We start from the raw sequence: 25047 nt of genomic DNA, 5'->3' as shown, positions 1-25047 counted from the left end.
TCATCTCCACTTTGGTGTTGACCTGAGTCTGGCCGATACCCTCCAGCTCATATTCGACCGGATCCTCGATGGTCATGATATTGCGCTCCCGGGCGTCGAGCCGGCTGAGGGCGGCGTACAGGGTGGTGCTTTTGCCTGAACCGGTGGGGCCGGTAACCAGAATGATGCCGTGCGGGCGAGCCATCAGATCGTCGACCTGCTGCAGCAGCGCGGGAGGCATCCCCAGGGTGAGCAGATCGAGGTTGACGCTGTTTTTGTCCAGCAGACGCAAAACCACGCGCTCGCCGTAACTGGAAGGCAACGTTGAGACGCGAACATCAACGGCGCGCCCGCCAATGCGCAACGCCATGCGCCCGTCCTGCGGAATGCGTTTCTCCGCGATGTCGAGGCTTGCCATGACCTTAATGCGGGAGATCAGCAGGGCGGCGAGGCGGCGCTGCGGGCGCAGGATTTCGCGCAGGACGCCATCCACCCGAAAGCGAATTTGCAGATGACGTTCGTAGGTTTCGATATGAATATCCGAGGCTTTTTCTTTGATGGCCTCGGTGAGCATGGCGTTAATCAGGCGAATGATCGGCGCATCGTCCTCGCTGTCCAGCAGGTCGTCGGTATCCGGCAGCTCTTCGGCCAGGGTGTATAAATCCAGCTCGTTACCGATATCGGCCATCATGCGCCGGGCTTCCGCGGAGTCCCGCTGGTAGCTCAGCAGCAACAGCTTTTCAAACTCTTCAGCGGAGAGATGTTCAACGGCGATCGGACCATCCGCGACCCGCCGCGCCTCCAGCAACGCCTGAGCGGGCGTGCTGCGCAGGCAGTGGACCCGAGAGGCCGCGCCATCGCTGAGCAGCACGATATTGTGGGCGCGGGCGTAGACGAAGGGCAGCAGCGGGCGGGACTCGGTTGCTGGCGTCATGGCTTGCCTCCCAGGTTGAAGGCATCGATGGCGGCGCTTATCTGGCGAAAAGCAACGGTGTCCTGCTGCGGGTAGATATGCAGCCGATCGTCACTCAGCAACGCCTCGTTGTTCTCTTTGCCGCGCTGTTTAGTCTGGGCTTCGTTAAAAGCGTTGTACTGGCCCGAAGAGGCCTGACGGTAGCTATCGCGATCGCGAATGATCGTCGGGCGGATAAACAGCATCAGGTTCCGTTTGGAGACTTTCTTGCTGCTGGAGCGGAAAAGAGCGCCGATAACCGGAATATCCCCGAGCAGAGGGACTTTATCCGCCGTATCGGTGACGCTTTTGTCCAGCAGTCCGCCGACCACCACCGTTTCGCCGCTGCCCACCAGCACCGCATTATTCACCGTCCGGGTGTTGAAGGTGGCCCCTAGATCGGAGCTGGTGCTGGAGGCGGAGTCGGCGACGCTGGAGACCTCCTGTTCGATCTCCAGCAGCACCGAATCGCCTTCGTTGATCTGCGGTTTGACCTTGAGCTTGATACCGACGGTTTTACGTTCAACGGTGTTGAAGATGTTATCCCCGGAAGTGGTTTGCGAGCCGCTGAGCACCGGGACTTCCTGGCCGACGTTAAAGGTGGCTTCCATGTTGTCGAGAGTGACAATGCTGGGGGTCGCGAGAATATCGTTTTTGCTGCTGCTGGAGAGCGCGGTCAGCAGCATCGCCCAGTTGCCCTGGTAAAACCCGGCGGCGATGCCGTTAAACGAGCTTAACGCGCTGGCAAGCGAAGTGGTGACCGTGCCGTCTTTGTTGTATTGATTGGCGCCGGCAATCACCGTCGACATCGGCAGACCGCTGTTGTTGAACTGGGTCATCCCGGCATTTTTGTTGGCCCACTGGACGCCGAGATTGAGGCCGTCGGCGTCCTGGACTTCGGCAATAATCGCTTCCACCAGCACCTGCGGACGACGAATATCCAGCTGGGCGATCACCCGCTCAAGATCGTTCATCACGTCCGGCGCGGCGGTGACAATCAGGGCGTTGGTCTGACCGTGGGCCTTGATAATGATATTTTTATCCAGCGCGGCCACCGGTTTCGCGCTCTGTTTGTCGCTCTGCAGAGTGCTGCTGATGCCGGTTAACACTTCCACCAGATCGGCGGCTTTGGCGTACTTGAGGTAGATGACTTTGGTATTGCCCTGGACCGCCTGCTGGCGGTCGAGCTGTTTAATCATGGTGATGATGCGCTGCCGCGAATTCGGCTCGCCGCTCACCAGTACCGAATTGGTGCGCTCGTCAGCGACTACGTTCGCCACCATCGAACCGGGAAGCGCGGATTTACTGGTGTCTTTGTTTAGCTCGGTGACCAGTTTGACTACGTCGGCGGCGGAGGCCCAGGATAGCGGGACCGTCACTACGCTGCGATCGCCCGCGTTATCGACGCGTTCGACAATGGTCAGCAGGCGTTTGATCACCGCGGCGCGTCCGGTCATCAGCAGGACGTTAGAGGGTTCGTAGTGCACCACGCTGCCCGCGCCGGCGTTATCGTTGAGCTGGCGCAGCAGCGGTGCCAGATCGCGGGCAGCCACGTTGGTCAGCGGAACCACGCGGGTCACGACTTCATCCCCTTCACCGGGGGCGGCATCGCTGGCGACCGGGACCGCGGCGGTTTTGGCATCTTTCGAACGTACCACTTTAAGCACGCCGTTATTCATATTGATAACGGCAAAACCATAGACATCCAGTACGCTGAGGAAAAACTGATAATATTGCTCTTCGTTGAGCATATCGTAACTACGGACGGTAATGGTGCCGCGTACGCTGGGATCAATGATGACCGTTTTATTCAGGTTCTTGCTGACGGTATTAATAAATTCCTGAATATCGGTGCCCTTAAAGCTGGCGGAGAATTCTTCCGCGTGCAGCGGCCTGAATAGCAGCGAACTGAATATCATCAGAGTGGTGAAAATCAGGCGGAAAATCGTTGTCTTTGCCAATTATTCATCCCTCAATGCTAAATAGATATCTTGTCGCTGGCCTTCGCGTTCGACGGTTAGCGTTATTTCACTGAGCTCCGGGAGCTGTTTTAATGCCTGCTGAGCCTGTTGCCGATCGCGAAGATCAAGCCCGTTCAAGGCGACCGCCAGATCGTTTTCATGTAAACCCGATTCACGGAAAAGCGTGGGGTCTTTGCCGGGATTAAGTCGATATCCGCTGAGCTGCTCGTTAACCATAACCGGGGAAATATTGAGGTAATTAAGGATATTTTGCGGCTGCTGGCGAATCTTGCTGAGTGGTGAATTAAGCGCGGTGTCAGGGGCGCCTGCGGCTTTCATCGAGCCGTCATCCGCGAGTAAAATCGCTTCATTTCTGCCCCGGTAGTTGACAATAATGCGATCGCGCAGAATCGCGATAATCCGGGCTTCATTACCCGGTGTGCTGTCGCCGGTCATCAGGCTAACTTGTTGATTTCCTTTTGCCATGATGACAATCGAACGAGCCGCGTCGCTGCTGGCGAGCAGGCCGGTAATCCGCAGTTTAAGGGACGAGAGCGGGGCCTGGTCAAGGCTCTCGTCATGGGCTGATGATTGCGGCTTTTTTTCTGCGCGACCGAATAGCGTGAATACCGGTAATTCCGTTTTTGGCGCCGGGATGAGCGGGGAGATCTCCGGCGCGTCATTCATCTCAATAGCCGGAGAGTATGCAGGGAGTATCATTCGCCAGCTTAATTTTGCCAGCTGTTGGCCAATCAGTAATAAGGTGACGAGCATGGCAATATGCGGTGCGTAATGCATGTATTTTTTATTTATTAGTGTTAACTGCATCACAGAAATATATCTTTTTATTCCGTTGCTCATTTTATTTCCCTCGAGGCGATACAGTACCCCTACCTATATTGGTGGGTGGTTTTTTATATTGCGAGCTTTTATTGCGAGAAAGCGGATTTGTCGTCGTGAATCATAATGAGTTTCGCTATCCGGGTCGTCATTCCCTTTTTATTTTTACTCCCCCGGCCACCTACGCCCCCCCATTAATTGTTAATGGATGATTGAACCGGAGAAAACAAAAATATCTAATTGCGATGCTTTACAGATAAACATCTTTTCTTACCTTTCATAAATTATTAAGCATATTAGGGACTATCGAATGCTCAGATATACCTGTAATGCCCTATTCCTTGGCTCGTTGATTTTACTTAGCGGCTGCGATAATAGTTCTTCATCTTCTTCCTCTGGTTCACCTGATAACCCTGGCAATCCTGATAACCAGGATGTCGTTGTTCGTTTACCCGATGTGGCGGTTCCTGGCGAAGCCGTGATGGCGACGGCGAATCAGGCCGTCATCCATCTGGTCGATATTGCCGGGATCACCGGTACCAGCCCGGCGGATTACAGCAGTAAGAACCTGTATCTCTGGAATAATGAAACCTGCGATGCATTAAGCGCGCCGGTAGCCGACTGGAATGACGTCAGCACTACGCCGGCCGGTAGCGATAAATACGGCCCGTACTGGGTCATTCCGCTGAATAAAGAGAGCGGTTGTATCAACGTCATCGTCAGAGATGGCACCAACAAGTTGATCGACAGCGACCTGCGCGTGTCGTTTGGCGACTTCACGGATCGCACGGTATCGGTGATCGCGGGTAACAGCGCGATCTATGACTCTCGTGCTGATGCCTTCCGCGCCGCGTTCGGCGTGGCGCTTGCCGAAGCTCACTGGGTTGATAAAACGACGCTGCTGTGGCCGGCTGGCGAAGACCAGCCAATCGTACGGTTGTACTATAGCCACAGCAGCAAAGTGGCGGCCGATAGCGAAGGAAAATTTACCGACCGTTACCTGAAGCTGACGCCAACCACCATCAGCCAGCAGGTCAGCATGCGTTTCCCGCAGCTTTCAGGCTATGCGGCGTTTAAACTGCCGGATGACGCCAAAACGGATGAGTTGCTGCAGGGGGAAACGGTAGCCATTGCCGCCGCCGAGGACGGGATCCTGATTTCCGCCACCCAGGTGCAGACGGCGGGCGTACTGGATGACACCTATGCGCCGGCGGCGGAAGCGCTGAACTACGGTGCGCAGGTGAGCGACGGCGGGGTCAATTTCCGTCTGTGGGCGCCCACCGCGCAGCAGGTCGATCTGGTGCTCTACAGCGCGGATAAAAAAGTGCTGGCCAGCCATCCGATGACCCGTGACAGCACATCGGGTTCCTGGACGTGGCAGGGCGGTAGCGACCTGAAAGGGGCATTCTATCGCTATGCGCTGACGGTTTACCATCCGCAGTCGCGCCAGGTTGAACAGTATGAAGTGACCGACCCCTACTCCCATAGCTTATCCACTAACTCGGAATACAGTCAGGTCGTTGACCTCAACGACAGCGATCTTAAGCCAGAAGGCTGGGATAGTCTGACGATGCCGCATGCCCAGAAAACCAAAGCCGATCTGGCGAAAATGACGATTCATGAATCGCACATTCGCGATCTCTCCGCCTGGGATCAAACCGTGCCGGCTGAACTGCGCGGTAAATACCTTGCGCTGACCGCCGGCGACAGCAATATGGTGCAGCATCTGAAGAAGCTCTCCGCTTCAGGCGTCACGCACGTTGAGCTGCTGCCGGTCTTCGATCTGGCGACGGTCAACGAGTTCAGCGATAAAGTTGCCGATATCCAGCAGTCGTTCAGCCACCTGTGCGAAGTTAACAGCGCGGTGAAGAGCAGCGAGTTTGCCGGGTATTGCACCAGCGGCTCCACCGTTGAAGAGGTGCTCAATCAGCTGAAGCAGAGCGATAGTCAGGACAATCCGCAGGTTCAGGCGCTGAACACCCTGGTGGCGCAGACCGACTCCTATAACTGGGGTTACGATCCGTTCCACTATACGGTGCCGGAAGGTTCGTACGCGACCAATCCGGAAGGCACGACGCGCATCAAAGAGTTTCGCACCATGATTCAGGCAATCAAGCAGGATCTGGGCATGAACGTCATTATGGATGTCGTGTACAACCATACCAATGCCGCGGGGCCGACTGACCGTACGTCGGTGCTGGATAAGATAGTCCCCTGGTACTATCAGCGTCTGAATGAAAGCACCGGCAGCGTTGAGTCGGCCACCTGTTGTTCGGATTCGGCGCCTGAGCATCGTATGTTTGCGAAGCTGATTGCCGATTCGCTGGCGGTGTGGACCACGGATTATAAAATCGATGGTTTCCGCTTCGATCTGATGGGCTATCACCCGAAAGCGCAAATTCTCTCGGCGTGGGATCGCATTAAGGCCCTGAACCCGGATATCTACTTCTTCGGCGAAGGCTGGGACTCTAACCAGAGCGATCGCTTTGAAATCGCCTCGCAGATCAACCTGAAAGGCACCGGCATCGGTACGTTCTCCGATCGTCTGCGTGACGCCGTGCGCGGCGGCGGCCCGTTCGATTCCGGCGATGCGCTGCGTGAAAACCAGGGGGTTGGCAGCGGCGCGGGCGTGTTGCCAAACGAGCTGGCCACCCTGAACGACGACCAGGTTCATCACCTGGCCGATCTGACTCGTCTGGGGATGGCCGGTAACCTTGCCGACTTTATCCTGATCGATAAAGACGGTGCGGTGAAGAAAGGCAGCGAAATTGACTATAACGGCGCGCCTGGCGGCTATGCCGCTGACCCGACGGAAGTCGTCAACTATGTTTCGAAGCACGACAACCAGACGCTGTGGGACATGATTACCTACAAAGCCGCGCAGCAGGCTGACCTGAATACGCGCGTGCGGATGCAGGCAGTATCGCTGGCGACGGTGATGCTGGGGCAGGGGATTGCTTTCGACCAGCAGGGTTCTGAACTGCTGCGCTCGAAATCTTTTACCCGCGACTCCTACGATTCCGGCGACTGGTTTAACCGCGTGGATTATGCCATGCAGGACAATAACTTTAATGTCGGGATGCCGCGCATCAGCGATGATGGCAGCAACTATGACGTGATTTCTCGCGTTAAAGAGATGGTTGCCACGCCTGGCGAAGCGGAGCTGAAGCAGATGACCGCGTTCTACCGGGAGCTGACCGAGCTGCGTAAATCCTCCCCGCTGTTCACCTTAGGTGACGGCAGTGCGGTGATGAAGCGCGTGGATTTCCGTAATACCGGGCCGGATCAGCAGGCTGGTCTGCTGATCATGACTATCGATGATGGCGTGCAGGCAGGGGCGAGTCTCGATAGCCGGGTTGATGGACTGGTGGTAGCGATCAACGCCGCATCCGAGAGCCGGACCCTCAATGACTTCACCGGCGACAATCTGCAGCTGAGCACAATCCAGCAGGCAGCCGGTGACGGATCGCTGGCGAGCGGCGTGGAGATTGCGGCCAATGGCGCGATTACCCTGCCAGCCTGGTCCGTGGCGGTACTGGAAAAACCTCAGGGCGATGCCCAGGGGACAGGGCTGCCGGTGAGCAGTAAGTAACGCCGGGGCTTGTGCCGCTCTCTGCGAAGGGAGCCTGATAGCCCGGCAGACGTTGCCGGGCTATTGTTTTATGGGGAAAGGAGAGAGCGTGATCGTTTCTGATGACAAAGCGTGCCGTTTGCCCGCGTCCATTGCGCATGAGGGCGAACCGCCGGTGGTGGTTGGACGCATGGTGCAGGTGCCGTATCCGATAGTGCCAGTCTATGCCGCACTGCTGATTGCCCTCGGCTGGTTTGCTGGCGAGCAGTGGCGCAATCCCCCTGTCACGTCAGCGTTGGTTGTGCCGGTGGCGCATGCGGCACTGGTGCCAATGGCTTCCTCAGCGCAAAAAGAGGTGAAGCCGGTAGCCGCTGCGGAACCTGAGAAAGTGAAAGCGAAGCCCGAGGCTATCGTTGATGAAGATAATCTGCCCGCGCTGCGCTATAGCGCGCATGTTTACGCGTCGTCGGCGGAGAAACGCAGCATCGTTTTAAATGGTCAGTCCTGGAAAGAGGGGGAGTCGCCGCTGCCGAATCTGGTGATTGAGCAAATTCAGCAGGATGTCACGCTGTTCAGTTTTAACGGTAAGACATTTACCCTTGCCGCTCTCGACGACTGGCCGGGAGGCATTATTGAAGATAGCCCTCAAGGGGAATAAAGCGGTATGAAATAAAAAAACAGTAGGGCTATTTCGTCATTTTATTGACTGCGTAAGCTATCAATAAATGGCGCCAGCTGGCGATTAAACTGGCTGCATTTTGTGGTTTCCGGCGTACTGTCCTGCTGCAGTTGCTGATACATTTGCGTGCTGCGCTGGCTGAGCGTGGCGTAATCAATATTACCCCATCCTCTCTTTTTACCGACATTCCATGCCGCGCGGTCGATAGCATCATCGGAAGGAAGATCGCTACGGCTGCATTTGTTTTTCAGATAACGCGCGCCGGCGGCGACGGAAGAGAGCTGTTCCAGCTGCGCTTCGTTGCTGATAGTGGGGCTGAGCGTAGACGAACGGTTCTGCTGGCAACCCGCGAGAACGGCAATCATGAGCAGCGGAAATATAATGGAAGTTCGCATAATATATTAAACAGATCGGGTTAACTGAAGGACAGTTTAACAAATATTTCCATGCTGTCATCAGGAAATATTATTATAGATATTTGTTAAGGCGCTCCCGTTTTTATCGTCAAATGGCTTAATGTTTCTCTTTACTTCTTACCAGAATATTTGTTGTCACACTCACAATATAATATTCAACCAGCGCTGAGGTTTTTGTTTTTTATCGCTGCAGAGGTCCTCAGGCAGACCGCTGCGACGATGAACGGCGAAGGATATTTTTTATGTTATTAAAAAACATAATATTTTCGCTTTTGTTACGCCGTGAGGGAGTAAAATGCTGGTTAAGCCTGTCCCGGTTTAGTGCTATCCTGTGTCACCTGGACTATTTGTGCTATGTCCCAAAATTCTCGTCAGGCGATGTGTGTAACATGATGATTTATATTATGAATTCTCCAGGAGTACATAAACATACATCATGACCGCGCCCTGTGACGCGAAGCGCTGTGATACCGAGGTAGTGGCCTGCGGGTTGAGACCTCCGGGCGTGAATTTGAGAGATATCTTCTTCCTCTTTCAAGAGGAAGTATTGAGAATCAGGCTTTTACGCCTGAAAGTTGCGGAGAAAAAGCATGGCGGGAGATGACCGCGAGCCTATCGGACGTAAGGGAAAGCCCTCGCGTCCGGCAAAACAAAAAGTGACTCGTCGTCGGGTCCGGGATGAGGACTACGACGATGATTACGACGATGATGATTATGAGGATGAAGAGCCGATGCCGAAGAAAGCAAAAGGCAAAGGTAACAAGCCTCGGCGTAAACGTACCTGGCTATGGCTACTGTTCAAGCTAGGGATCGTGGTCGCGGTGCTGGTTGCCGCTTACGGTGTCTACCTCGATCAGAAAATCCGTAGCCGTATCGACGGCAAAGTTTGGGAGCTTCCGGCGGCGGTCTATGGCCGTATGGTGAACCTCGAACCGGATATGCAGATCAGCAAAAATGAAATGGTTCGTCTGCTGAATGCCACGCAGTACCGCCAGGTCAGCGCAATGACGCGCCCGGGCGAGTACACCGTGCAGGCCAACAGCATTGAGATGATCCGTCGTCCGTTTGATTTCCCTGATAGTAAAGAAGGGCAGGTGCGCGCGCGTCTGACCTTTGACGGCGATCATCTGGAAACGATTGAGAATATGGAGAACAACCGCCAGTTCGGCTTCTTCCGTCTCGATCCGCGGCTGATCACCATGCTGCAGTCGGCAAATGGCGAACAGCGTCTGTTTGTGAAGCGCAGCGGCTTCCCGGATCTGCTGGTGGATACGCTGCTGGCGACCGAAGACCGTCACTTCTATGAACACGACGGGATTAGCCTGTATTCGATTGGTCGTGCGGTGCTGGCGAACCTGACGGCCGGGCGCACGGTGCAGGGGGCCAGTACTCTGACCCAGCAACTGGTGAAAAACCTGTTCCTTTCCAGCGAGCGTTCTTACTGGCGTAAAGCGAACGAAGCCTATATGGCGCTGATCGTTGATGCGCGTTACAGCAAGGATCGTATCCTTGAGCTGTATATGAACGAGGTATACCTCGGTCAGAGCGGCGACAACGAAATTCGCGGCTTCCCGCTGGCGAGCCTCTATTACTTTGGCCGCCCGGTGGAAGAACTCAGCCTCGATCAGCAGGCGCTGCTGGTCGGGATGGTGAAAGGCGCATCGATTTACAACCCGTGGCGTAATCCGAAGCTGGCGCTGGAACGACGCAACCTGGTACTGCGTCTGCTGCAGCAGCAGAACGTGATCGATCAGGAGCTGTATGACATGCTGAGCGCGCGTCCTCTGGGCGTGCAGCCGCGCGGCGGCGTGATCTCTCCACAGCCGGCATTTATGCAGATGGTTCGTCAGGAGCTGCAGGCGAAACTGGGCGATAAGGTGAAAGATCTCTCCGGCGTGAAGATCTTTACTACCTTTGACTCCGTTGCGCAGGATGCGGCAGAGAAAGCGGCGACCGACGGCATTCCGGCCCTGAAGAAACAGCGTAAGCTGCCGGATCTGGAAACCGCGATGGTGGTGGTTGACCGCTTTACGGGCGAAGTGCGGGCGATGGTCGGCGGTGCGGAGCCGCAGTTTGCCGGTTACAACCGCGCGATGCAGGCCCGCCGTTCAATCGGTTCTCTGGCCAAGCCGGCGACCTATCTGACGGCGCTGAGCTTGCCGAACCAGTATCGCCTGAACACGTCGATTGCCGATGCCCCGATCACCATCCGTCTGCCAAACGGTCAGACCTGGTCTCCGCAGAACGACGATCGTCGCTTTAGCGGTCAGGTGATGCTGGTGGATGCGTTGACGCGCTCGATGAACGTGCCGACCGTTAACCTCGGGATGGCGCTGGGCCTGCCGGCGATAACCGACACCTGGGTCAAACTGGGGGCGCCGAAAGATCAGCTGCACCCGGTACCGGCGATGATTCTCGGGGCGCTGAACCTGACGCCGATCGAAGTCGCGCAGGCGTTCCAGACCATCGCCAGCGGCGGTAACCGCGCGACGCTTTCGGCGCTGCGTTCGGTCATCGCCGAAGATGGTACCGTGCTGTATCAGAGCTATCCGCAGGCAGAGCGTGCGGTGCCGGCGCAGGCGGCGTACATGACGCTGTGGACCATGCAGCAGGTTGTGCAGCGTGGTACCGGTCGTCAGCTTGGCGCGAAGTATCCGGGCCTGCATCTGGCAGGGAAAACCGGGACCACCAACAATAACGTCGACACCTGGTTTGCCGGTATTGACGGCGGTCAGGTGACCATTACCTGGGTGGGTCGCGATAACAACCAGCCGACGAAACTCTACGGTGCCAGCGGCGCCATGTCTATTTACCAGCGCTATCTGGCTAACCAGACGCCGACGCCGCTGGTGTTGACGGCACCGGAAGACGTGGTGGATATGGGCGTGGACAGCAATGGCAACTTCGTATGTAGCGGGGGGATGCGTTCGCTTCCGGTCTGGACAACCACGCCGGATGCGCTGTGTCGCCAGGGCGAGCAGATGCAACAGCAGCAGCTGGAGCAGCAACAGCAGAACAATCCGTTCAATCAGTCCGGGCAGCAGCAACCGGCGCAGCAGCAACAGCAGCAGCAACAGCCCGCGAAGCAGGAAAAGAGCGATGGCGTAGCAGGCTGGATTAAGGATATGTTCGGCGGTAACTGATCGTCGTCACCAGGCCCCCTGATACAGATGTATCAGGGGGCTTTTTTATTTCTGCACATTACTTAACAGTCACTTAACCCCACAATAACTGCCTGGTTATTATTTCGTCCTTCAGTCTCCAGCGCGGGGCATACCACTTGCCTTGTATTCTGCGTTTCGCCTATTATGCAACGGTCATAATAATAATTCTCGTTTACGTTATCATTCACTTTCATCAGAGATATACCCATGGCGCGTCCAAAAACTGCTCAGCCAAATCACTCGCTGCGTAAAATCGCAGTCGTAGTAGCCACGGCGGTTAGCGGCATGTCTGTCTATGCGCAGGCAGCAGTTGAACCGAAAAAAGAAGAAACCATCACCGTTATCGCGGCACCGGCCACCCAAGAGAGTGCCTGGGGGCCGGCGCCCACGATCGCTGCGAAACATTCGGCAACGGCGACCAAAACCGATACTCCGATTGAAAAAACACCGCAGTCTGTCTCCGTCGTCACCCGCGCCGAGATGGACATGAAGCAGCCGACGACGGTAAAAGAGGCGCTGTCCTATACGCCGAGCGTCTTCTCCACCCGCGGCAGCTCTACCACCTATGACGTGGTGACCATTCGCGGCTTCACGACCTCCACAACGGTCAATACCAACCAGTATCTGGACGGCATGAAGCTGCAGGGGAATAACTATTCAGAAGTGTCGATGGACCCTTACTTCCTTGAGCGCGTGGAAGTGATGCGTGGACCAACATCGGTGCTGTACGGCAACAGCAACCCTGGCGGTATCGTCAGCATGGTGAGCAAGCGTCCGACGACCGAACCGCTGAAAGAAATTCAGTTCAAAATGGGTACCGATAATCTGTGGCAGACCGGTTTTGACTTCAGTGATGCCATCGATGATAACGGCGTGTGGTCATATCGACTGACCGGTTTAGGCCGCAGTCAGGATGCGCAGCAGCAGATGGCGAAATCAACTCGCTACGCGGTCGCGCCCTCCTTCAGCTGGCGTCCGGATGATAAAACCGACTTCACTTTCCTCAGTAACTTCCAGAACGATCCGTATGCCGGTTACTACGGTTGGCTGCCTCGCGAAGGGACCGTGGTGCCGTATTACGACGCCAACGGCAACGCCCATAAGCTGCCGACTGATTACAACGAAGGCGAGCCGGATAACAAGATGTCCCGCCGTCAGCAGATGGTCGGCTACAGCTTCTCGCATCAGTTTGATGACACCTTCACCGTGCGCCAGAACCTGCGCTATGCCGACGTGAAGACGCTGTATCGCTCCGTTTACGGTAACGGCTATTCGGCTCCGGGCCAAATCAACCGCGCCTATGTGCGTTCTGATGAACATCTCAATACGTTCACCGTTGATACGCAGCTGCAGTCTGACTTTGCCACCGGCGCGGTCAACCATACGTTGCTGACCGGCGTTGATTATTCGCGCATGCGTAACGATGTGAATGCTGAATACGGTTCTGCCGATTCAATCAGCATGAGCAACCCGCAATACGGTGATGCGAACGTCAACGTGAACTTCCCCTACGCGGTGCTGAACCGTATGGAGCAGACCGGCCTGTATGCTCAGGACCAGATGGAGTGGGACAAATGGGTGATGACGCTGGGCGGCCGCTATGATTACGCCATGGCTTCAACCCTGACGCGCTCTTCTAACGATCTCGCGGAAAACCACGATCAGCAGTTTACCTGGCGTGGCGGTATTAACTATCTGTTCGATAACGGAATTTCTCCGTACTTCAGCTATAGCCAGTCCTTCGAACCGGTTTCCGGCTCTTCCCGCGAAGGCAAGCCGTTCGATCCTTCCCGCGGCGAGCAGTATGAAGCGGGCGTGAAATACGTCCCGAAAGACATGCCGGTGGTGGTGACCGCGGCAGTCTATCAGCTGACCAAAGACAAAAACCTGACCGCGGATCCCAACGATCCGTACGGAATTTATAGCGTTCAAACAGGTGAAATTCGCTCGCGCGGTTTTGAGCTGGAAGCAAAAGCGGCGGTCAATGCCAATATCAACCTGACGGCGGCCTATAGCTATACCGATGCGGAGTACACCGAAGACACCGTATTCAAAGGCAAACGTCCGGCGGAAGTTCCGCGCAACATGGCGTCGCTGTGGGCAGATTATACCTTCCACGAGAGCGCGCTGAGCGGTCTGACGGTTGGGGCCGGGGCGCGTTATATCGGCTCGACGGTGAGCTACTACAAAAATGATACGGACACCGGGAAGAAAAACGACTCCTTCAACGTGGCTGGCTATGCCTTGATGGATGCCACGGTGAAATACGATCTGGCGCGTTTTGGTCTGCCAGGATCGTCTGTGGGGATCAACGTGAACAACCTGTTCGATCGTGAGTACGTATCCAGCTGCTACAGCGAATACGCGTGCTACTGGGGCGCAGGACGTCAGGTTATTGCGACCGGAACCTTCCGCTTCTAATCACTTACCGGGCGCGGTTCGCCGCGCCGTTCACCAGGTCGCCGCTATGCAGGAAAACTCTCCGCACTCTGATACCACGTTTTCGTTGAATCGCGTTACCTTCCGCGTACCTGGCCGTACGCTGCTGCATCCTCTCTCCTTAACTTTCCCGGCGGGACAAGTGACGGGGCTGATTGGCCATAATGGCTCCGGCAAATCCACACTGCTGAAAATGCTCGGCCGTCATCAGCCGCCGTCGGAAGGCGATGTGCTGCTGGACGGGCAGCCGCTGGACAGCTGGAGCAGCAAAGCCTTTGCCCGTAAAGTGGCCTACCTGCCGCAGCAGTTACCGCCGGCGGAAGGGATGACGGTGCGTGAGCTGGTGGCAATCGGCCGCTATCCGTGGCACGGCGCGCTGGGGCGTTTTGGCGCCGCCGACCGCGAGAAAGTGGAAGAGGCGATTGCGCTGGTCGGTCTTAAGCCTCTGGCGCACCGGCTGGTTGACAGCCTGTCCGGCGGTGAACGGCAGCGGGCGTGGATTGCCATGCTGGTGGCGCAGGACAGCCGCTGTTTATTGCTGGATGAACCCACCTCGGCGCTGGATATCGCCCATCAGGTTGATGTCCTGGCACTGGTGCATCGTTTGAGTCAACAGCGCGGGTTAACGGTGATCGCCGTCCTGCACGATATCAACATGGCTGCCCGTTACTGTGATTATCTGGTCGCGTTACGCGGTGGTGAGATGATTGCTCAGGGAACGCCCGCGCAGCTGATGCGCAGCGAAACGCTGGAGCAAATTTACGGTATTCCGATGGGTATTCTGCCGCATCCGGCGGGTAGCGCGCCGGTAAGCTTTGTCTATTGATGGAAAAGACGCCTTTAATAACCCGTCGCCGTCTGCTGGCGGCGATGGCCCTGTCACCCCTGCTGTGGCAGATGCGCGGCGCCCAGGCCGCAACCCTCGATCCGCAGCGTATTGTGGCGCTGGAGTGGCTGCCGGCAGAACTCCTGCTGGCGCTTGGCGTGACGCCCTACGGCGTGGCCGATATCCCGAACTATAACCTGTGGGTGAATGAACCGGCGCTGCCCTCCTCGGTGATTGATGTCGGGCTGCGTACGGAGCCGAATCTCGAGCTGCTGACGCAGATGAAACCGTCGTTTATCGTCTGGTCGGCCGGATACGGGCCGTCGCCAGAGAAACTGGCGCGTATTGCCCCGGGGCGGGGATTCACCTTCAGCGACGGTAAACGACCGCTGCTGATGGCGCAGCAGTCACTCAACGAGATGGCCGAGCTGATTGGCCGCCAGCAGGCGGCGAAGCGCCATCTGGCGGAATTTGATGCGCTGATGGAGAACCTGCGCCCGCGTTTCGCCCGTCGAGGCGATCGTCCGCTGCTGATGATCACCTTACTCGATCCCCGCCATGTCCTGGTTTTCGGCAATAATTGCCTGTTCCAGGAGGTGCTCGATCGCCTGGGGATTAAAAATGCCTGGCGCGGTGAAACCGCCTTCTGGGGCAGCGTCAGCGTCGGCATCGATCGGCTGGCCGCCTACAAAGAGACCGATGTTATCTGCTTTGATCATGGTAATCATGCCGAAATGAGCCAACTGATGAGTACGCCGCTCTGGCAGGCGATGCCGTTTGTCCGCGAAGGGCGCTTCCAGCGCGTGCCGGCGGTCTGGTTCTACGGCGCGACGCTGTCGGCGATGCATTTTGCCCGCGTACTGGCGGATGCTCAGGGAGGTGAGGCATGAGATCGCGACTGTCTCCTCTGGCGGCTTTGCTGCTGACGGTGCTGGCGATTGCTGCGTTTACGCTCAGCTTCTTCAATCTCCAGGCGGCGCTGCCGCAGCACGAGTGGCGTCAGGCGCTGTGGCAGCCGGATATCGACAATATCGCGCAGATGTTGTTCCACTACAGCCTGCTGCCGAGACTGGCGGTGTCGCTGCTGGTTGGCGCGGGGCTCGGACTGGTGGGCGTGCTGTTCCAGCAGGTGCTGCGCAACCCGCTGGCGGAACCAACCACCCTCGGGGTCGCGACCGGCGCTCAGCTGGGGATGACGGTGACGACGCTGTGGGCGATTCCCGGCGTTCTGGCTTCGCAGTTCGCCGCGCTGGCGGGGGCCTGTCTTGTCGGGGCGCTGGTTTTCGGCGTCTCGTGGGGAAAACGTCTGTCGCCGGTAACCCTGATTCTGGCCGGTCTGGTGGTCAGTCTGTACTGCGGAGCGCTGAACCAGCTGATGGTCATTTTCCATCACGATCAGCTGCAAAGTATGTTCCTGTGGAGCACCGGTACGCTGACGCAAACCGACTGGAGCGTGGTGCAACGGCTGTGGCCGCAGCTGCTCGGTGGCCTCATTTTAACGCTGCTGCTGCTGCGCCCCCTCACGCTGATGGGGCTGGATGATGGCGTGGCGCGTAATCTCGGACTGGCGCTCTCTCTGGCGCGCCTGGCCACGCTGACGCTGGCTATCGTGATCAGCGCGATGCTGGTGAATGCGGTGGGGATTATCGGTTTTATCGGCCTGTTTTCGCCGCTGCTGGCGAAAATGCTCGGCGCGCGTCGTCTGCTGTCGCGTCTGCTGCTGGCGGCGGTGATTGGCGCGCTCATTCTCTGGCTGTCTGACCAAATTATTCTGTGGCTGACCCGGGTGTGGCGGGAAGTGTCCACCGGTTCCGTAACGGCGCTGATCGGCGCGCCGCTGCTGCTGTGGCTGCTGCCGCGCTTGCGCAGCATCAGTGCGCCGGTGATGAATGCCGGCGATAAAGTGCTGGTGGAACGGCAAAACGTACGGGTATTTGCGTTTGGCGGCTTGCTGATTCTGCTGCTGGCGCTCCTCGTGGCGCTGGCCTTTGGGCGAGATGCCCAGAGCTGGCACTGGGCGAGCGGCACGCTGCTGGATCAACTGATGCCGTGGCGCTGGCCGCGGGTGCTCGCCGCGCTGTTCGCCGGGGTGATGCTGGCGGTCGCGGGTTGTATTATCCAGCGTCTGACCGGTAACCCGATGGCCAGCCCGGAAGTGCTGGGCATCAGCTCCGGCGCGGCTTTTGGTATTGTCCTGATGCTGTTTTTCGTTCCCGGCAACGCTTTCGGCTGGCTGCTGCCTGCCGGTAGCCTGGGGGCGGCGGCGACGCTGCTGGTGATCTTGGTTGCTGCCGGGCGCGGCGGTTTCTCACCGCACCGGATGCTGCTGGCGGGGATGGCGCTCAGCACCGCCTTCACTATGCTGTTGATGATGCTGCAGGCCAGCGGCGATCCGCGAATGGCGCAGATTCTGACGTGGATTTCCGGCTCGACCTACAGCGCCACGCCGGAGATGGTGGTGCGCAGCGGGATTGCGATGGTGCTGTTGCTGATTCTGGTGCCGCTGTGTCGGCGCTGGCTGATGATTCTGCCGCTGGGGGGGGAAGCCGCTCGCGCGGTAGGCATGGCGCTGACGCCGTCGCGGGTCGCTCTGCTGCTGCTGGCCGCCGGCCTGACGGCAGCCGCCACGCTGACTATTGGCCCGCTGAGTTTTGTTGGCCTGATGGCGCCGCATATTGCGCGCATGATGGGATTCCGCCGGACGATGCCGCAGATGGTGATGGCCGGGCTGATTGGTGGGTTGCTGCTGGTCTTTGCCGACTGGTGCGGGCGAATGATGATGTTTCCGTATCAGATCCCCGCAGGTCTGCTGTCGACCTTTATCGGCGCGCCGTACTTTATTTATCTGCTGAGGAAACAGAGCCGATAATTTTCCCCGCTGGCGTTTCGCTTAGCGGGGCGACACAAACACAGGCCGGGCAAGCTTGCGCCGCCCGGCATTGCATTACAGCTTCGCAAACGCCTTACGGGCGGCGGCGATGGTATCGTTGATATCATCAGGGGTGTGGGCTATCGACATAAAGCCGGCCTCAAACGCCGATGGCGCCAGATAGACGCCTTCTTCCAGCATCAGATGGAAGAAACGCTTAAAGCGTTCAACGTCGCACTTCAGCACATCCTGATAGCAGGTGACCGTCTCGGCATCGGTAAAGAAGAGGCCGAACATGCCGCCCACATTATTCACCACCAGCGGAATGCCCGCTTCGCGTGCGGCATCCAGCAGCCCTTGAGAGAGCTGATTGGTTAAATCCGTTAGCGTTTCGTGGACGCCCGGCTGCGCGACTTCGGTCAGGCAGGCAAAACCGGCTGCCATAGCTATCGGATTACCAGACAAGGTTCCGGCCTGATACACCGGGCCGGTCGGGGCCAGGGCATCCATCACCTCGCGACGACCGCCAAATGCGCCGACCGGCATGCCGCCCCCGATGATTTTGCCCAGACAGGTCAGATCCGGGACTACGTCGTAGTATGACTGCGCGCCCGCCAGCGCCACCCGGAAGCCGGTCATCACTTCATCGATAATCAGCAGCGCGCCAAATTCGTCGCACAGCGCCCGCAGGCCCGGCAGGAACTCCGGCAGCGGTGGGATGCAGTTCATGTTGCCGGCTACCGGCTCGACGATGATGCAGGCAATCTCTTGCGGATACTGCTCAAACGCGGCGCGAACGGAAGTCAGATCGTTATAGGTACAGGTCAGGGTATGTTTAGCAAAATCAGCCGGTACGCCCGGTGAGTTCGGCTGGCCCAGCGTCAGCGCGCCGGAGCCCGCTTTCACCAGCAGACAGTCGGCATGGCCGTGATAGCACCCTTCAAACTTGATGATTTTGTCACGGCCGGTAAAGCCACGGGCCAGGCGAATGGCGCTCATGGTTGCTTCGGTACCGGAGTTCACCATCCGCACCATATCCATCGTGGGGACCAGTTCGGTCACCAGCTCCGCCATTTTGACTTCCATTTCCGTCGGCGCGCCAAAGCTCAGGCCGCGTTCCGCGGCTTCAATCACCGCGTTGCGAATGGCCGGATGGTTATGGCCCAGCACCATAGGTCCCCAGGAGCCGACATAATCGATATACGCTTTACCGTCGACATCGTACAGTCTGGCGCCGTCGGCGCGTTCGATAAACAGCGGTGTACCGCCCACGCCGCTAAAGGCACGGACCGGCGAGTTCACGCCGCCGGGGATGAGTTCACGTGCGGCGCTATAGAGTGTTTCAGATTTGCTCATTGCCATGATCCTGGTTCGTGATAAATGTTTTGCTGGTTATTCTAAGTTATTCCAGGATAGTTATGAAAGTTTTGCCCAATTGAAACAAAGCGCAGCCGGTGCATTTTTCCCGCGACGTAGGACGTTCAGAAGGCTAAAATGTCCCCTTCGTATTTGTATGACTATTGACGATAAGAGTATGAAAACAGAAGCCTCTACTTTTGAAGCAAAACAAATCGTGCGCTTGCGTCGTGGCGATGTGGTACGTCGATTAGTTCAACGTGACAAAACGCCGCTGGCGGTGCTGCTGATGGCCGCCGTGGTCGGCACGCTGGCCGGGCTGGTGGGGGTCGCCTTTGAAAAGAGCGTCAACTGGGTGCAGAACATGCGTATCGGTTCGCTGGTGCAGGTGGCGGATCACGGGTTCCTGATTTGGCCGCTGGCCTTTATTTTATCTGCGTTGCTGGCGATGGTGGGCTATTTTCTGGTGCGCCGTTTCGCGCCGGAGGCGGGGGGATCCGGCATACCGGAGATCGAAGGGGCGCTGGAAGAGCTGCGTCCGGTTCGCTGGTGGCGAGTGCTGCCGGTGAAATTTATCGGCGGGATGGGGACGCTGGGCGCCGGCATGGTGCTCGGTCGCGAAGGGCCAACGGTACAGCTGGGCGGCAACGTCGGACGAATGGTGCTGGATATTTTCCGCATGCGCAGCCCCGAAGCGCGCCACACGTTGCTGGCCACCGGGGCTGCGGCGGGGCTCTCTGCGGCATTTAACGCGCCGCTGGCGGGGATTTTATTCATTATCGAAGAGATGCGCCCGCAGTTTCGCTACAACCTGATTTCGATTAAAGCCGTCTTTACCGGCGTGATCATGTCGAGCATTGTGTTCCGTATCTTTAATGGCGAATCGGCGATTATTGAGGTCGGCAAGCTGAGCAATGCGCCGGTGAATACGCTGTGGCTGTACCTGATCCTGGGGATGATTTTTGGCTGCGTTGGCCCGCTGTTTAATAGCCTGGTGCTGCGCACCCAGGATATGTTCCAGCGTATTCATGGCGGCAATACGAAGAAGTGGGTGCTGATTGGCGGGTTAATCGGCGGGATGTGCGGCGTTCTCGGGCTGATTCAACCGGCGGCGGCGGGAGGCGGCTTTAACCTGATTCCGATTGCTGCGGCGGGCAACTTTTCCGTGGGACTGCTGCTGTTTATCTTTATTGCCCGCGTGATAACCACGTTACTCTGTTTCTCCTCCGGGGCGCCCGGCGGCATTTTTGCGCCGATGCTGGCGCTGGGAACCTTGCTGGGAACCGCCTTCGGGATGGCGGTCACGCCGATGTTGCCGGCCTATCATCTGGATGCCGGGACCTTTGCGATTGCCGGAATGGGGGCCCTGCTGGCGGCGTCAATCCGCGCTCCGCTGACCGGGATTGTGCTGGTGCTGGAGATGACCGATAACTATCAGCTCATTTTGCCAATGATTATTACCTGTCTTGGCGCAACACTACTGGCGCAATTCCTTGGCGGTAAGCCTTTGTATTCCACGATCCTGGAGCGCACGCTGGCGAAGCAGGCCGCAGAACAGGCGGCAAAAGCGCAGCAGGTTGCCGGGGAGAATACTTGAACGATTTACCAGGGTATTAGATAATGGCTCATAAGGTCGGGTTATTCTTTAACCGGTCAGAAGTATCAATGGGAGCATAAAATGAGTGATGACGTAGCGTTGCCGCTGGAGTTTACTGAAGCTGCAGCCAAAAAAGTAAAATTCCTGATTGCAGATGAAGACAATCCAAACCTGAAACTGCGTGTGTATATCACCGGTGGTGGTTGCAGTGGTTTTCAGTACGGCTTCACCTTTGACGATCAGGTTAACGAAGGCGATATGACCATCGAAAAACAGGGCGTAGGCCTGGTGGTCGATCCGATGAGCCTGCAGTATCTGGTCGGCGGTGCTGTCGACTACACTGAAGGCCTGGAAGGCTCGCGTTTTATCGTGACCAACCCGAATGCGAAAAGCACCTGCGGCTGCGGGTCTTCATTCAGCGTCTGATTCCCGCACTGGATTCTCGCCCCGGTAGCTCTTCTCCGCCGGGGCAATTTCCCCGTTTAGCGCCCGTTATCGTCGAGAGCAAAAGTCGGCAGCTTCAGATGCCAACGGATAGCCGCAAGGCGAATCATCAGCGTGACGACCATCCCCATCATCGCCGAATTTTGCAGCGAAACATGAAAAGTGTCATAGGCCGTGGCGTGCACGATACCGCCGACAATACAGGCCGTGGCATAGATTTCCGTGCGCAAAATCATCGGAATTTCGCGCGCCAGTACGTCGCGAATGATCCCGCCGCCGACGCCGGTGACGACACCCATACAGATAGCGACCAGCGGGCCGCTGTGGGCCAGAAACGCTTTATTCACCCCGATGCCGACAAATACCGCCAGACCAACGGCATCAAGCACCGGCAATATCCATTTCGGCAGCCGGCGTGGCTGGCGCACCAGCAGAATGGTCATCATGCTGGTGACCATCGCCACCACCAGGTCGGTGGGGTCTTTTACCCAGAACACCGGGCCGTTGGCGAGCGCCATATCGCGAATGGTCCCACCGCCCACGGCGGTGACAACGCCGAGCACCAGCACGCCAAAGGGGTCCATCCGGAGTTTACCGGCCAGCAATACGCCCGAGATAGCAAATACGGCGGTGCCAATAATATCCAGCCAATAGACAAGCATCGTCAGTTCTCGTTAAGCGCCCGGTTCCTCAGGCTATTTTTACTCACCAAATTGCATCCGCACAGCCTCCGCCAACCGGACGTATATCGGTTACACTGGCGTTCTCTGTAGCGGATGTCGTTATTGCCCTGCGCAAGCGGTGCTATTTGACCTGCCCGAGCGCCTCGCAGAGCTGTTTTGCGGCGAGGATAATACGCGGGCTTGCGCGTTCAAACCAGTCGCCATCTACTGCAATCAGGGAAATTTTTAACTGCTGATGCCAGTAGCGTTCAACTGCAGGGAGTCTGCTGACATCGCCAGGGATAACAATCGCCTGAGGCTGCCTCGCCAGGACCTGTTCACGACTCACCTGGGGCCAGGGAACCGGGCTGGAGGCAAAAATGTTGTCGCCGCCGCACAACGTCAGTACCTGGTCCTGAATCGATCCCCGACTGCTGGTAAAAAGAGGATTGGCGCCAAACTGCAGAAAGACGCGTTTTTTCGGCGTATGTGCGTAGCGGGCTTTGAGGGCATCATAGTCGTCCTGCATTCGCTGCGCGGATGCGCGAGCCTTTTCCGGCTGCGGACTCCACTGCGCCAGCTGTCGCAGCGTCGAAATGATCTCTTCAATCGTCGCGGTATTGACCCAGAGTACCTTGATCCCCAGCGCGCTCAGTTGATTAACCTGCCGTTCGGCATTGCCGCCGCGCCATGCCAGAATCAGATCCGGCTTCAGCGCGACGATGCGTTCCAGGTTCATCCCTTGCCAGCTGGCGACCTGTTCGATACCGGCCGCTTCCGGTGGATAATCGGAATGGCTGCTGACGCCAACCGGCGTAATGCCGGCGGCAAAGGCCAGTTCGGTATTGGATGGTGACAGCGTGATAACCCGTGGCGCGGCGAAGAGCCACGCCGGGGTGAGCAGCAGCAGGGCGGCAAGCGCCCGTTTTAGCAACTTAGCCACGCGCCAGCGTCTGCACCAGCTTTTCCACCATCAGCGTGGACTGTTTGGCAGCAACGGCGAGGAACTCATCAAAGCTCAGATGAGACTGCTGATCCGCAACGTCGGAAATCGCGCGTACGACCACGAACGGCACGCCGAAGTTATGGCAAACATGGGCAATCGCCGTTGCTTCCATTTCAACCGCTACGGCCTGCGGGAAGTTGTGGCGGATTTTCGCCAGCCCGACCGACCCGTTGATGAAGGCGTCACCGCTGACGATCAGGCCGCGCACCGCGTGCAGATTCAGCGCTTCGATACAGCTTTGCGCAGCGGCAATCAGCTTATCGTCGGCTTTGAAGCCTGCCGGGCAGCCTGGCAGCTGGCCATACTCATAACCAAAGGCGGTGACATCGGCATCGTGGTAGCGTGTCTCGTCGGAGATGACGATATCGCCGACTTTCAGCGTCGACGCCAGTCCACCTGCGGAGCCGGTGTTGATAATCACGTCCGGCTTGCAAATCTCCAGCAGCAGGGTTGCGCCCATCGCGGCCGCCACCTTGCCAATACCCGATTTCAGCAGAACGACCTCGGTGCCGTTCAGCTGGCCGGTATAAATTTCGCTTCCGCCAAGGGTCAACGTCTTACGGTTTTCGATTTTGTCGCGCAGAAGGGTAACTTCTTCTTCCATAGCGCCAATAATGCCGATTTTCATAGATTTACTCGCGATGTGTCAGGTTTAGTTGCATAGTCTATCATGCACTCAAAGGGAAACGTTATTGCTCGCGCGGGAGAGGCCATGGCAAAGATTGATTTTCGCAACAAGATTAACTGGCGTCGGCGCTACCGCTCGCCGCAGGGGGTCGAAACGGAACGTGAGATCCTGCGTATTTTTGAAAGCGACCGCGGGCGAATTATCAACTCGCCGGCAATCCGCCGTTTACAGCAAAAAACCCAGGTCTTCCCGCTGGAACGTAATGCCGCGGTGCGTACGCGTTTAACCCACTCCCTTGAAGTTCAGCAGGTGGGGCGCTATATCGCCAAAGAGATCCTCAGCCGCCTGAAAGAGCAGCGTCTGCTGGAAGCCTACGGGCTGGATGAGCTCAGCGGGCCGTTTGAGAGCGTGGTGGAGATGGCCTGTCTGATGCATGACATCGGCAATCCGCCGTTCGGCCATTTTGGCGAGGCGGCGATTAATGACTGGTTCCGTCAGCGGCTCGCGCCTGACGATGCGGCCGGTGCGCCGTTAGCGCAGGATAGCTGCACGGTGGCGGCGCTCCGTTTGCAGGAGGGCGCTGACGAACTGAATGGGCTGCGGAGCAAAGTTCGTCAAGATCTGTGCTGGTTTGAAGGCAACGCGCAGGGTATTCGCTTAGTGCATACCCTGATGCGGATGAATCTGACATGGGCGCAGGTTGGCTGCATTCTAAAATATACGCGCCCGGCGTGGTGGCGGGGAGAACTTCCCTCCAGCCACAGTTATTTGATGAAGAAGCCTGGTTATTATTTAGCCGAAGAGGGCTATATTGCGAGGTTGCGTAAAGAACTGGATCTGGCTCCTTACAATCGTTTTCCTTTGACCTGGATTATGGAGGCGGCGGACGATATCTCATATTGTGTGGCCGATCTTGAGGATGCGGTAGAAAAACGTATTTTCAGCGTAGAGCAACTTTATCAGCTGCTTCACGAGGCGTGGGGGCAGCATGAAAAAGGATCTTTATTTTCGCAGGTGGTAGAAAATGCCTGGGACAAATCGCGCGCGAATTCTCTGAGTCGAAGTACGGAAGATCAGTTCTTTATGTATTTACGAGTCAATACGCTGAATAAACTGGTGCCCTATGCAGCACGCCGGTTTATCGATAATTTGCCGAAGATCTTTGCCGGTGATTTTAATCATGCGCTGCTTGAGGACGATAGCGACTGCAGTCAGCTGCTGGAGCTATATAAAAATGTCGCGATAAAACATGTGTTTAGTCATCCTGACGTGGAACAGCTGGAATTGCAGGGCTATCGGGTGATTAGCGGTCTTCTGGATATCTATGAGCCGCTGTTAAAATTATCGCTGGAGGAGTTCAGCTTATTAGTGGAGAAAGAGCGGGTGAGGAGCTTACCTATCGCCTCACGCTTGTTCCAGAAACTTTCGACGCGTCATCGGCTGGCCTATGTTGAAGCGGTAAATAAGATTTCGCGCGATGATGAAGAATTTCCTGTGATGGAATATTATTATCGCTGCCGTCTGATACAGGACTATATCAGTGGGATGACGGATTTGTATGCATGGGATGAATATCGGCGCTTGATGGCGGTGGAATAAGTACAAGTTTTGTAAAGACGGACAATAAATTTTTACTTTTTCCAGATGCTTAATTCCGG

At 57.0% G+C, this 25047-nt stretch carries 18 protein-coding genes; 10 read left to right on the top strand and 8 right to left on the bottom strand.

Features of this window, described 5'->3' with window-relative positions; all coding sequences use genetic code 11:
- The 3 genes from GRPL_RS25170 to gspC form a co-directional block, all read right to left on the bottom strand.
- Positions 1–913 (bottom strand): GspE/PulE family protein (locus GRPL_RS25170; RefSeq protein WP_032698112.1); only part of this gene is annotated, 913 nt, incomplete at its 3' end.
- Positions 910–2850, bottom strand: coding sequence for a GspD family T2SS secretin variant PulD (pulD, locus tag GRPL_RS25175; protein ID WP_046853156.1), 1941 nt, complete (start codon positions 2848–2850; stop codon positions 910–912). The genes GRPL_RS25170 and pulD, both read right to left, overlap by 4 nt.
- 42 nt (positions 2851–2892) lie before the next feature.
- Complete coding sequence (gene gspC, locus GRPL_RS25180; RefSeq protein WP_032698111.1) at positions 2893–3753, bottom strand: type II secretion system protein GspC; 861 nt, start codon at positions 3751–3753, stop codon at positions 2893–2895.
- Positions 3754–4042: 289 nt separating this feature from the next.
- Here gspC and pulA point away from each other — a divergent pair, with 289 nt between their 5' ends.
- Both pulA and gspB read left to right on the top strand, forming a co-directional pair.
- Positions 4043–7324, top strand: coding sequence for a pullulanase-type alpha-1,6-glucosidase (gene pulA, locus GRPL_RS25185; protein ID WP_032698110.1), 3282 nt, complete (start codon positions 4043–4045; stop codon positions 7322–7324).
- Positions 7325–7412: 88 nt separating this feature from the next.
- Positions 7413–7961: a type II secretion system assembly factor GspB gene (gene gspB / locus GRPL_RS25190; RefSeq protein ID WP_032697289.1), complete on the top strand. Its 549-nt coding sequence runs from the start codon at positions 7413–7415 to the stop codon at positions 7959–7961.
- Positions 7962–8002: 41 nt separating this feature from the next.
- Here gspB and gspS read toward each other — a convergent pair whose 3' ends face one another.
- Complete coding sequence (gspS, locus tag GRPL_RS25195; protein WP_032697290.1) at positions 8003–8377, bottom strand: type II secretion system pilot lipoprotein GspS; 375 nt, start codon at positions 8375–8377, stop codon at positions 8003–8005.
- Positions 8378–8988: 611 nt separating this feature from the next.
- On the opposite strand from gspS, the gene mrcB reads away from it, so the two are divergent.
- The 5 genes from mrcB to fhuB all read left to right on the top strand — a co-directional run bounded on the left by mrcB (position 8989) and on the right by fhuB (position 17696).
- The gene (gene mrcB / locus GRPL_RS25200; RefSeq protein ID WP_032689425.1) at positions 8989–11541 is read left to right on the top strand and encodes a bifunctional glycosyl transferase/transpeptidase; all 2553 of its coding nucleotides are present in this window, start codon (positions 8989–8991) and stop codon (positions 11539–11541) included.
- Positions 11542–11769: 228 nt separating this feature from the next.
- Complete coding sequence (gene fhuA / locus GRPL_RS25205; RefSeq protein ID WP_032689424.1) at positions 11770–13983, top strand: ferrichrome porin FhuA; 2214 nt, start codon at positions 11770–11772, stop codon at positions 13981–13983.
- Positions 13984–14029: 46 nt separating this feature from the next.
- Complete coding sequence (gene fhuC / locus GRPL_RS25210) at positions 14030–14827, top strand: Fe3+-hydroxamate ABC transporter ATP-binding protein FhuC (RefSeq protein WP_032689423.1); 798 nt, start codon at positions 14030–14032, stop codon at positions 14825–14827.
- Complete coding sequence (gene fhuD, locus GRPL_RS25215) at positions 14827–15717, top strand: Fe(3+)-hydroxamate ABC transporter substrate-binding protein FhuD (RefSeq protein ID WP_032689422.1); 891 nt, start codon at positions 14827–14829, stop codon at positions 15715–15717. The genes fhuC and fhuD overlap by 1 nt, the downstream gene beginning before the upstream one ends.
- Entirely contained in the window at positions 15714–17696 is a 1983-nt protein-coding gene (gene fhuB, locus GRPL_RS25220; protein ID WP_032698108.1) for a Fe(3+)-hydroxamate ABC transporter permease FhuB, read from the top strand. Before fhuD ends, fhuB begins: the two co-directional genes overlap by 4 nt.
- Positions 17697–17771: 75 nt before the next feature.
- Here the strand turns inward: fhuB and hemL are convergent, their stop codons facing one another.
- On the bottom strand, positions 17772–19052 hold the full coding sequence (gene hemL / locus GRPL_RS25225) for a glutamate-1-semialdehyde 2,1-aminomutase (protein ID WP_032689420.1): 1281 nt from the start codon (positions 19050–19052) through the stop codon (positions 17772–17774).
- Between the two features lie 178 nt (positions 19053–19230).
- Here hemL and clcA point away from each other — a divergent pair, with 178 nt between their 5' ends.
- A complete protein-coding gene (clcA, locus tag GRPL_RS25230) occupies positions 19231–20649 on the top strand; it encodes a H(+)/Cl(-) exchange transporter ClcA (RefSeq protein ID WP_155032489.1) in 1419 nt (472 codons plus the stop codon).
- Between the two features lie 81 nt (positions 20650–20730).
- Positions 20731–21075: an iron-sulfur cluster insertion protein ErpA gene (gene erpA / locus GRPL_RS25235; RefSeq protein WP_004858085.1), complete on the top strand. Its 345-nt coding sequence runs from the start codon at positions 20731–20733 to the stop codon at positions 21073–21075.
- Positions 21076–21131: 56 nt separating this feature from the next.
- On the opposite strand, the gene GRPL_RS25240 is transcribed toward erpA, so the two are convergent.
- The 3 genes from GRPL_RS25240 to mtnN all read right to left on the bottom strand — a co-directional run bounded on the left by GRPL_RS25240 (position 21132) and on the right by mtnN (position 23389).
- Complete coding sequence (locus GRPL_RS25240) at positions 21132–21755, bottom strand: TRIC cation channel family protein (protein ID WP_032689418.1); 624 nt, start codon at positions 21753–21755, stop codon at positions 21132–21134.
- 142 nt (positions 21756–21897) lie between these two features.
- On the bottom strand, positions 21898–22698 hold the full coding sequence (gene btuF, locus GRPL_RS25245) for a vitamin B12 ABC transporter substrate-binding protein BtuF (RefSeq protein WP_032697293.1): 801 nt from the start codon (positions 22696–22698) through the stop codon (positions 21898–21900).
- The gene (gene mtnN, locus GRPL_RS25250) at positions 22691–23389 is read right to left on the bottom strand and encodes a 5'-methylthioadenosine/S-adenosylhomocysteine nucleosidase (protein ID WP_032689416.1); all 699 of its coding nucleotides are present in this window, start codon (positions 23387–23389) and stop codon (positions 22691–22693) included. The genes btuF and mtnN overlap by 8 nt, the downstream gene beginning before the upstream one ends.
- An 84-nt stretch (positions 23390–23473) precedes the next feature.
- On the opposite strand from mtnN, the gene dgt reads away from it, so the two are divergent.
- Positions 23474–24988 carry a dGTPase gene (gene dgt, locus GRPL_RS25255; protein ID WP_032689415.1) on the top strand — a complete coding sequence of 505 codons (1515 nt, stop codon included), beginning with the start codon at positions 23474–23476 and terminating at the stop codon, positions 24986–24988.
- The last annotated feature ends 59 nt before the right edge of the window (positions 24989–25047 follow it).

Source organism: Klebsiella planticola ATCC 33531, from assembly GCF_000735435.1.
In the GTDB taxonomy this organism is placed as follows: Bacteria; Pseudomonadota; Gammaproteobacteria; order Enterobacterales; family Enterobacteriaceae; genus Klebsiella; species Klebsiella planticola.
This window is presented reverse-complemented; position numbering and strand designations above follow the sequence as displayed.

Bases quoted from the DNA above. Each gene is read 5' to 3' on its own strand.
- pulD (WP_046853156.1), bottom strand. From the start codon at position 2,850: ATGATATTCAGTTCGCTGCTATTCAGGCCGCTGCACGCGGAAGAATTC.
- gspC (WP_032698111.1), bottom strand. From the start codon at position 3,753: ATGAGCAACGGAATAAAAAGATATATTTCTGTGATGCAGTTAACACTA.
- pulA (WP_032698110.1), top strand. From the start codon at position 4,043: ATGCTCAGATATACCTGTAATGCCCTATTCCTTGGCTCGTTGATTTTA.
- gspS (WP_032697290.1), bottom strand. From the start codon at position 8,377: ATGCGAACTTCCATTATATTTCCGCTGCTCATGATTGCCGTTCTCGCG.
- mrcB (WP_032689425.1), top strand. From the start codon at position 8,989: ATGGCGGGAGATGACCGCGAGCCTATCGGACGTAAGGGAAAGCCCTCG.
- fhuA (WP_032689424.1), top strand. From the start codon at position 11,770: ATGGCGCGTCCAAAAACTGCTCAGCCAAATCACTCGCTGCGTAAAATC.
- fhuC (WP_032689423.1), top strand. From the start codon at position 14,030: ATGCAGGAAAACTCTCCGCACTCTGATACCACGTTTTCGTTGAATCGC.
- fhuD (WP_032689422.1), top strand. From the start codon at position 14,827: ATGGAAAAGACGCCTTTAATAACCCGTCGCCGTCTGCTGGCGGCGATG.
- fhuB (WP_032698108.1), top strand. From the start codon at position 15,714: ATGAGATCGCGACTGTCTCCTCTGGCGGCTTTGCTGCTGACGGTGCTG.
- hemL (WP_032689420.1), bottom strand. From the start codon at position 19,052: ATGAGCAAATCTGAAACACTCTATAGCGCCGCACGTGAACTCATCCCC.
- clcA (WP_155032489.1), top strand. From the start codon at position 19,231: ATGAAAACAGAAGCCTCTACTTTTGAAGCAAAACAAATCGTGCGCTTG.
- erpA (WP_004858085.1), top strand. From the start codon at position 20,731: ATGAGTGATGACGTAGCGTTGCCGCTGGAGTTTACTGAAGCTGCAGCC.
- GRPL_RS25240 (WP_032689418.1), bottom strand. From the start codon at position 21,755: ATGCTTGTCTATTGGCTGGATATTATTGGCACCGCCGTATTTGCTATC.
- mtnN (WP_032689416.1), bottom strand. From the start codon at position 23,389: ATGAAAATCGGCATTATTGGCGCTATGGAAGAAGAAGTTACCCTTCTG.
- dgt (WP_032689415.1), top strand. From the start codon at position 23,474: ATGGCAAAGATTGATTTTCGCAACAAGATTAACTGGCGTCGGCGCTAC.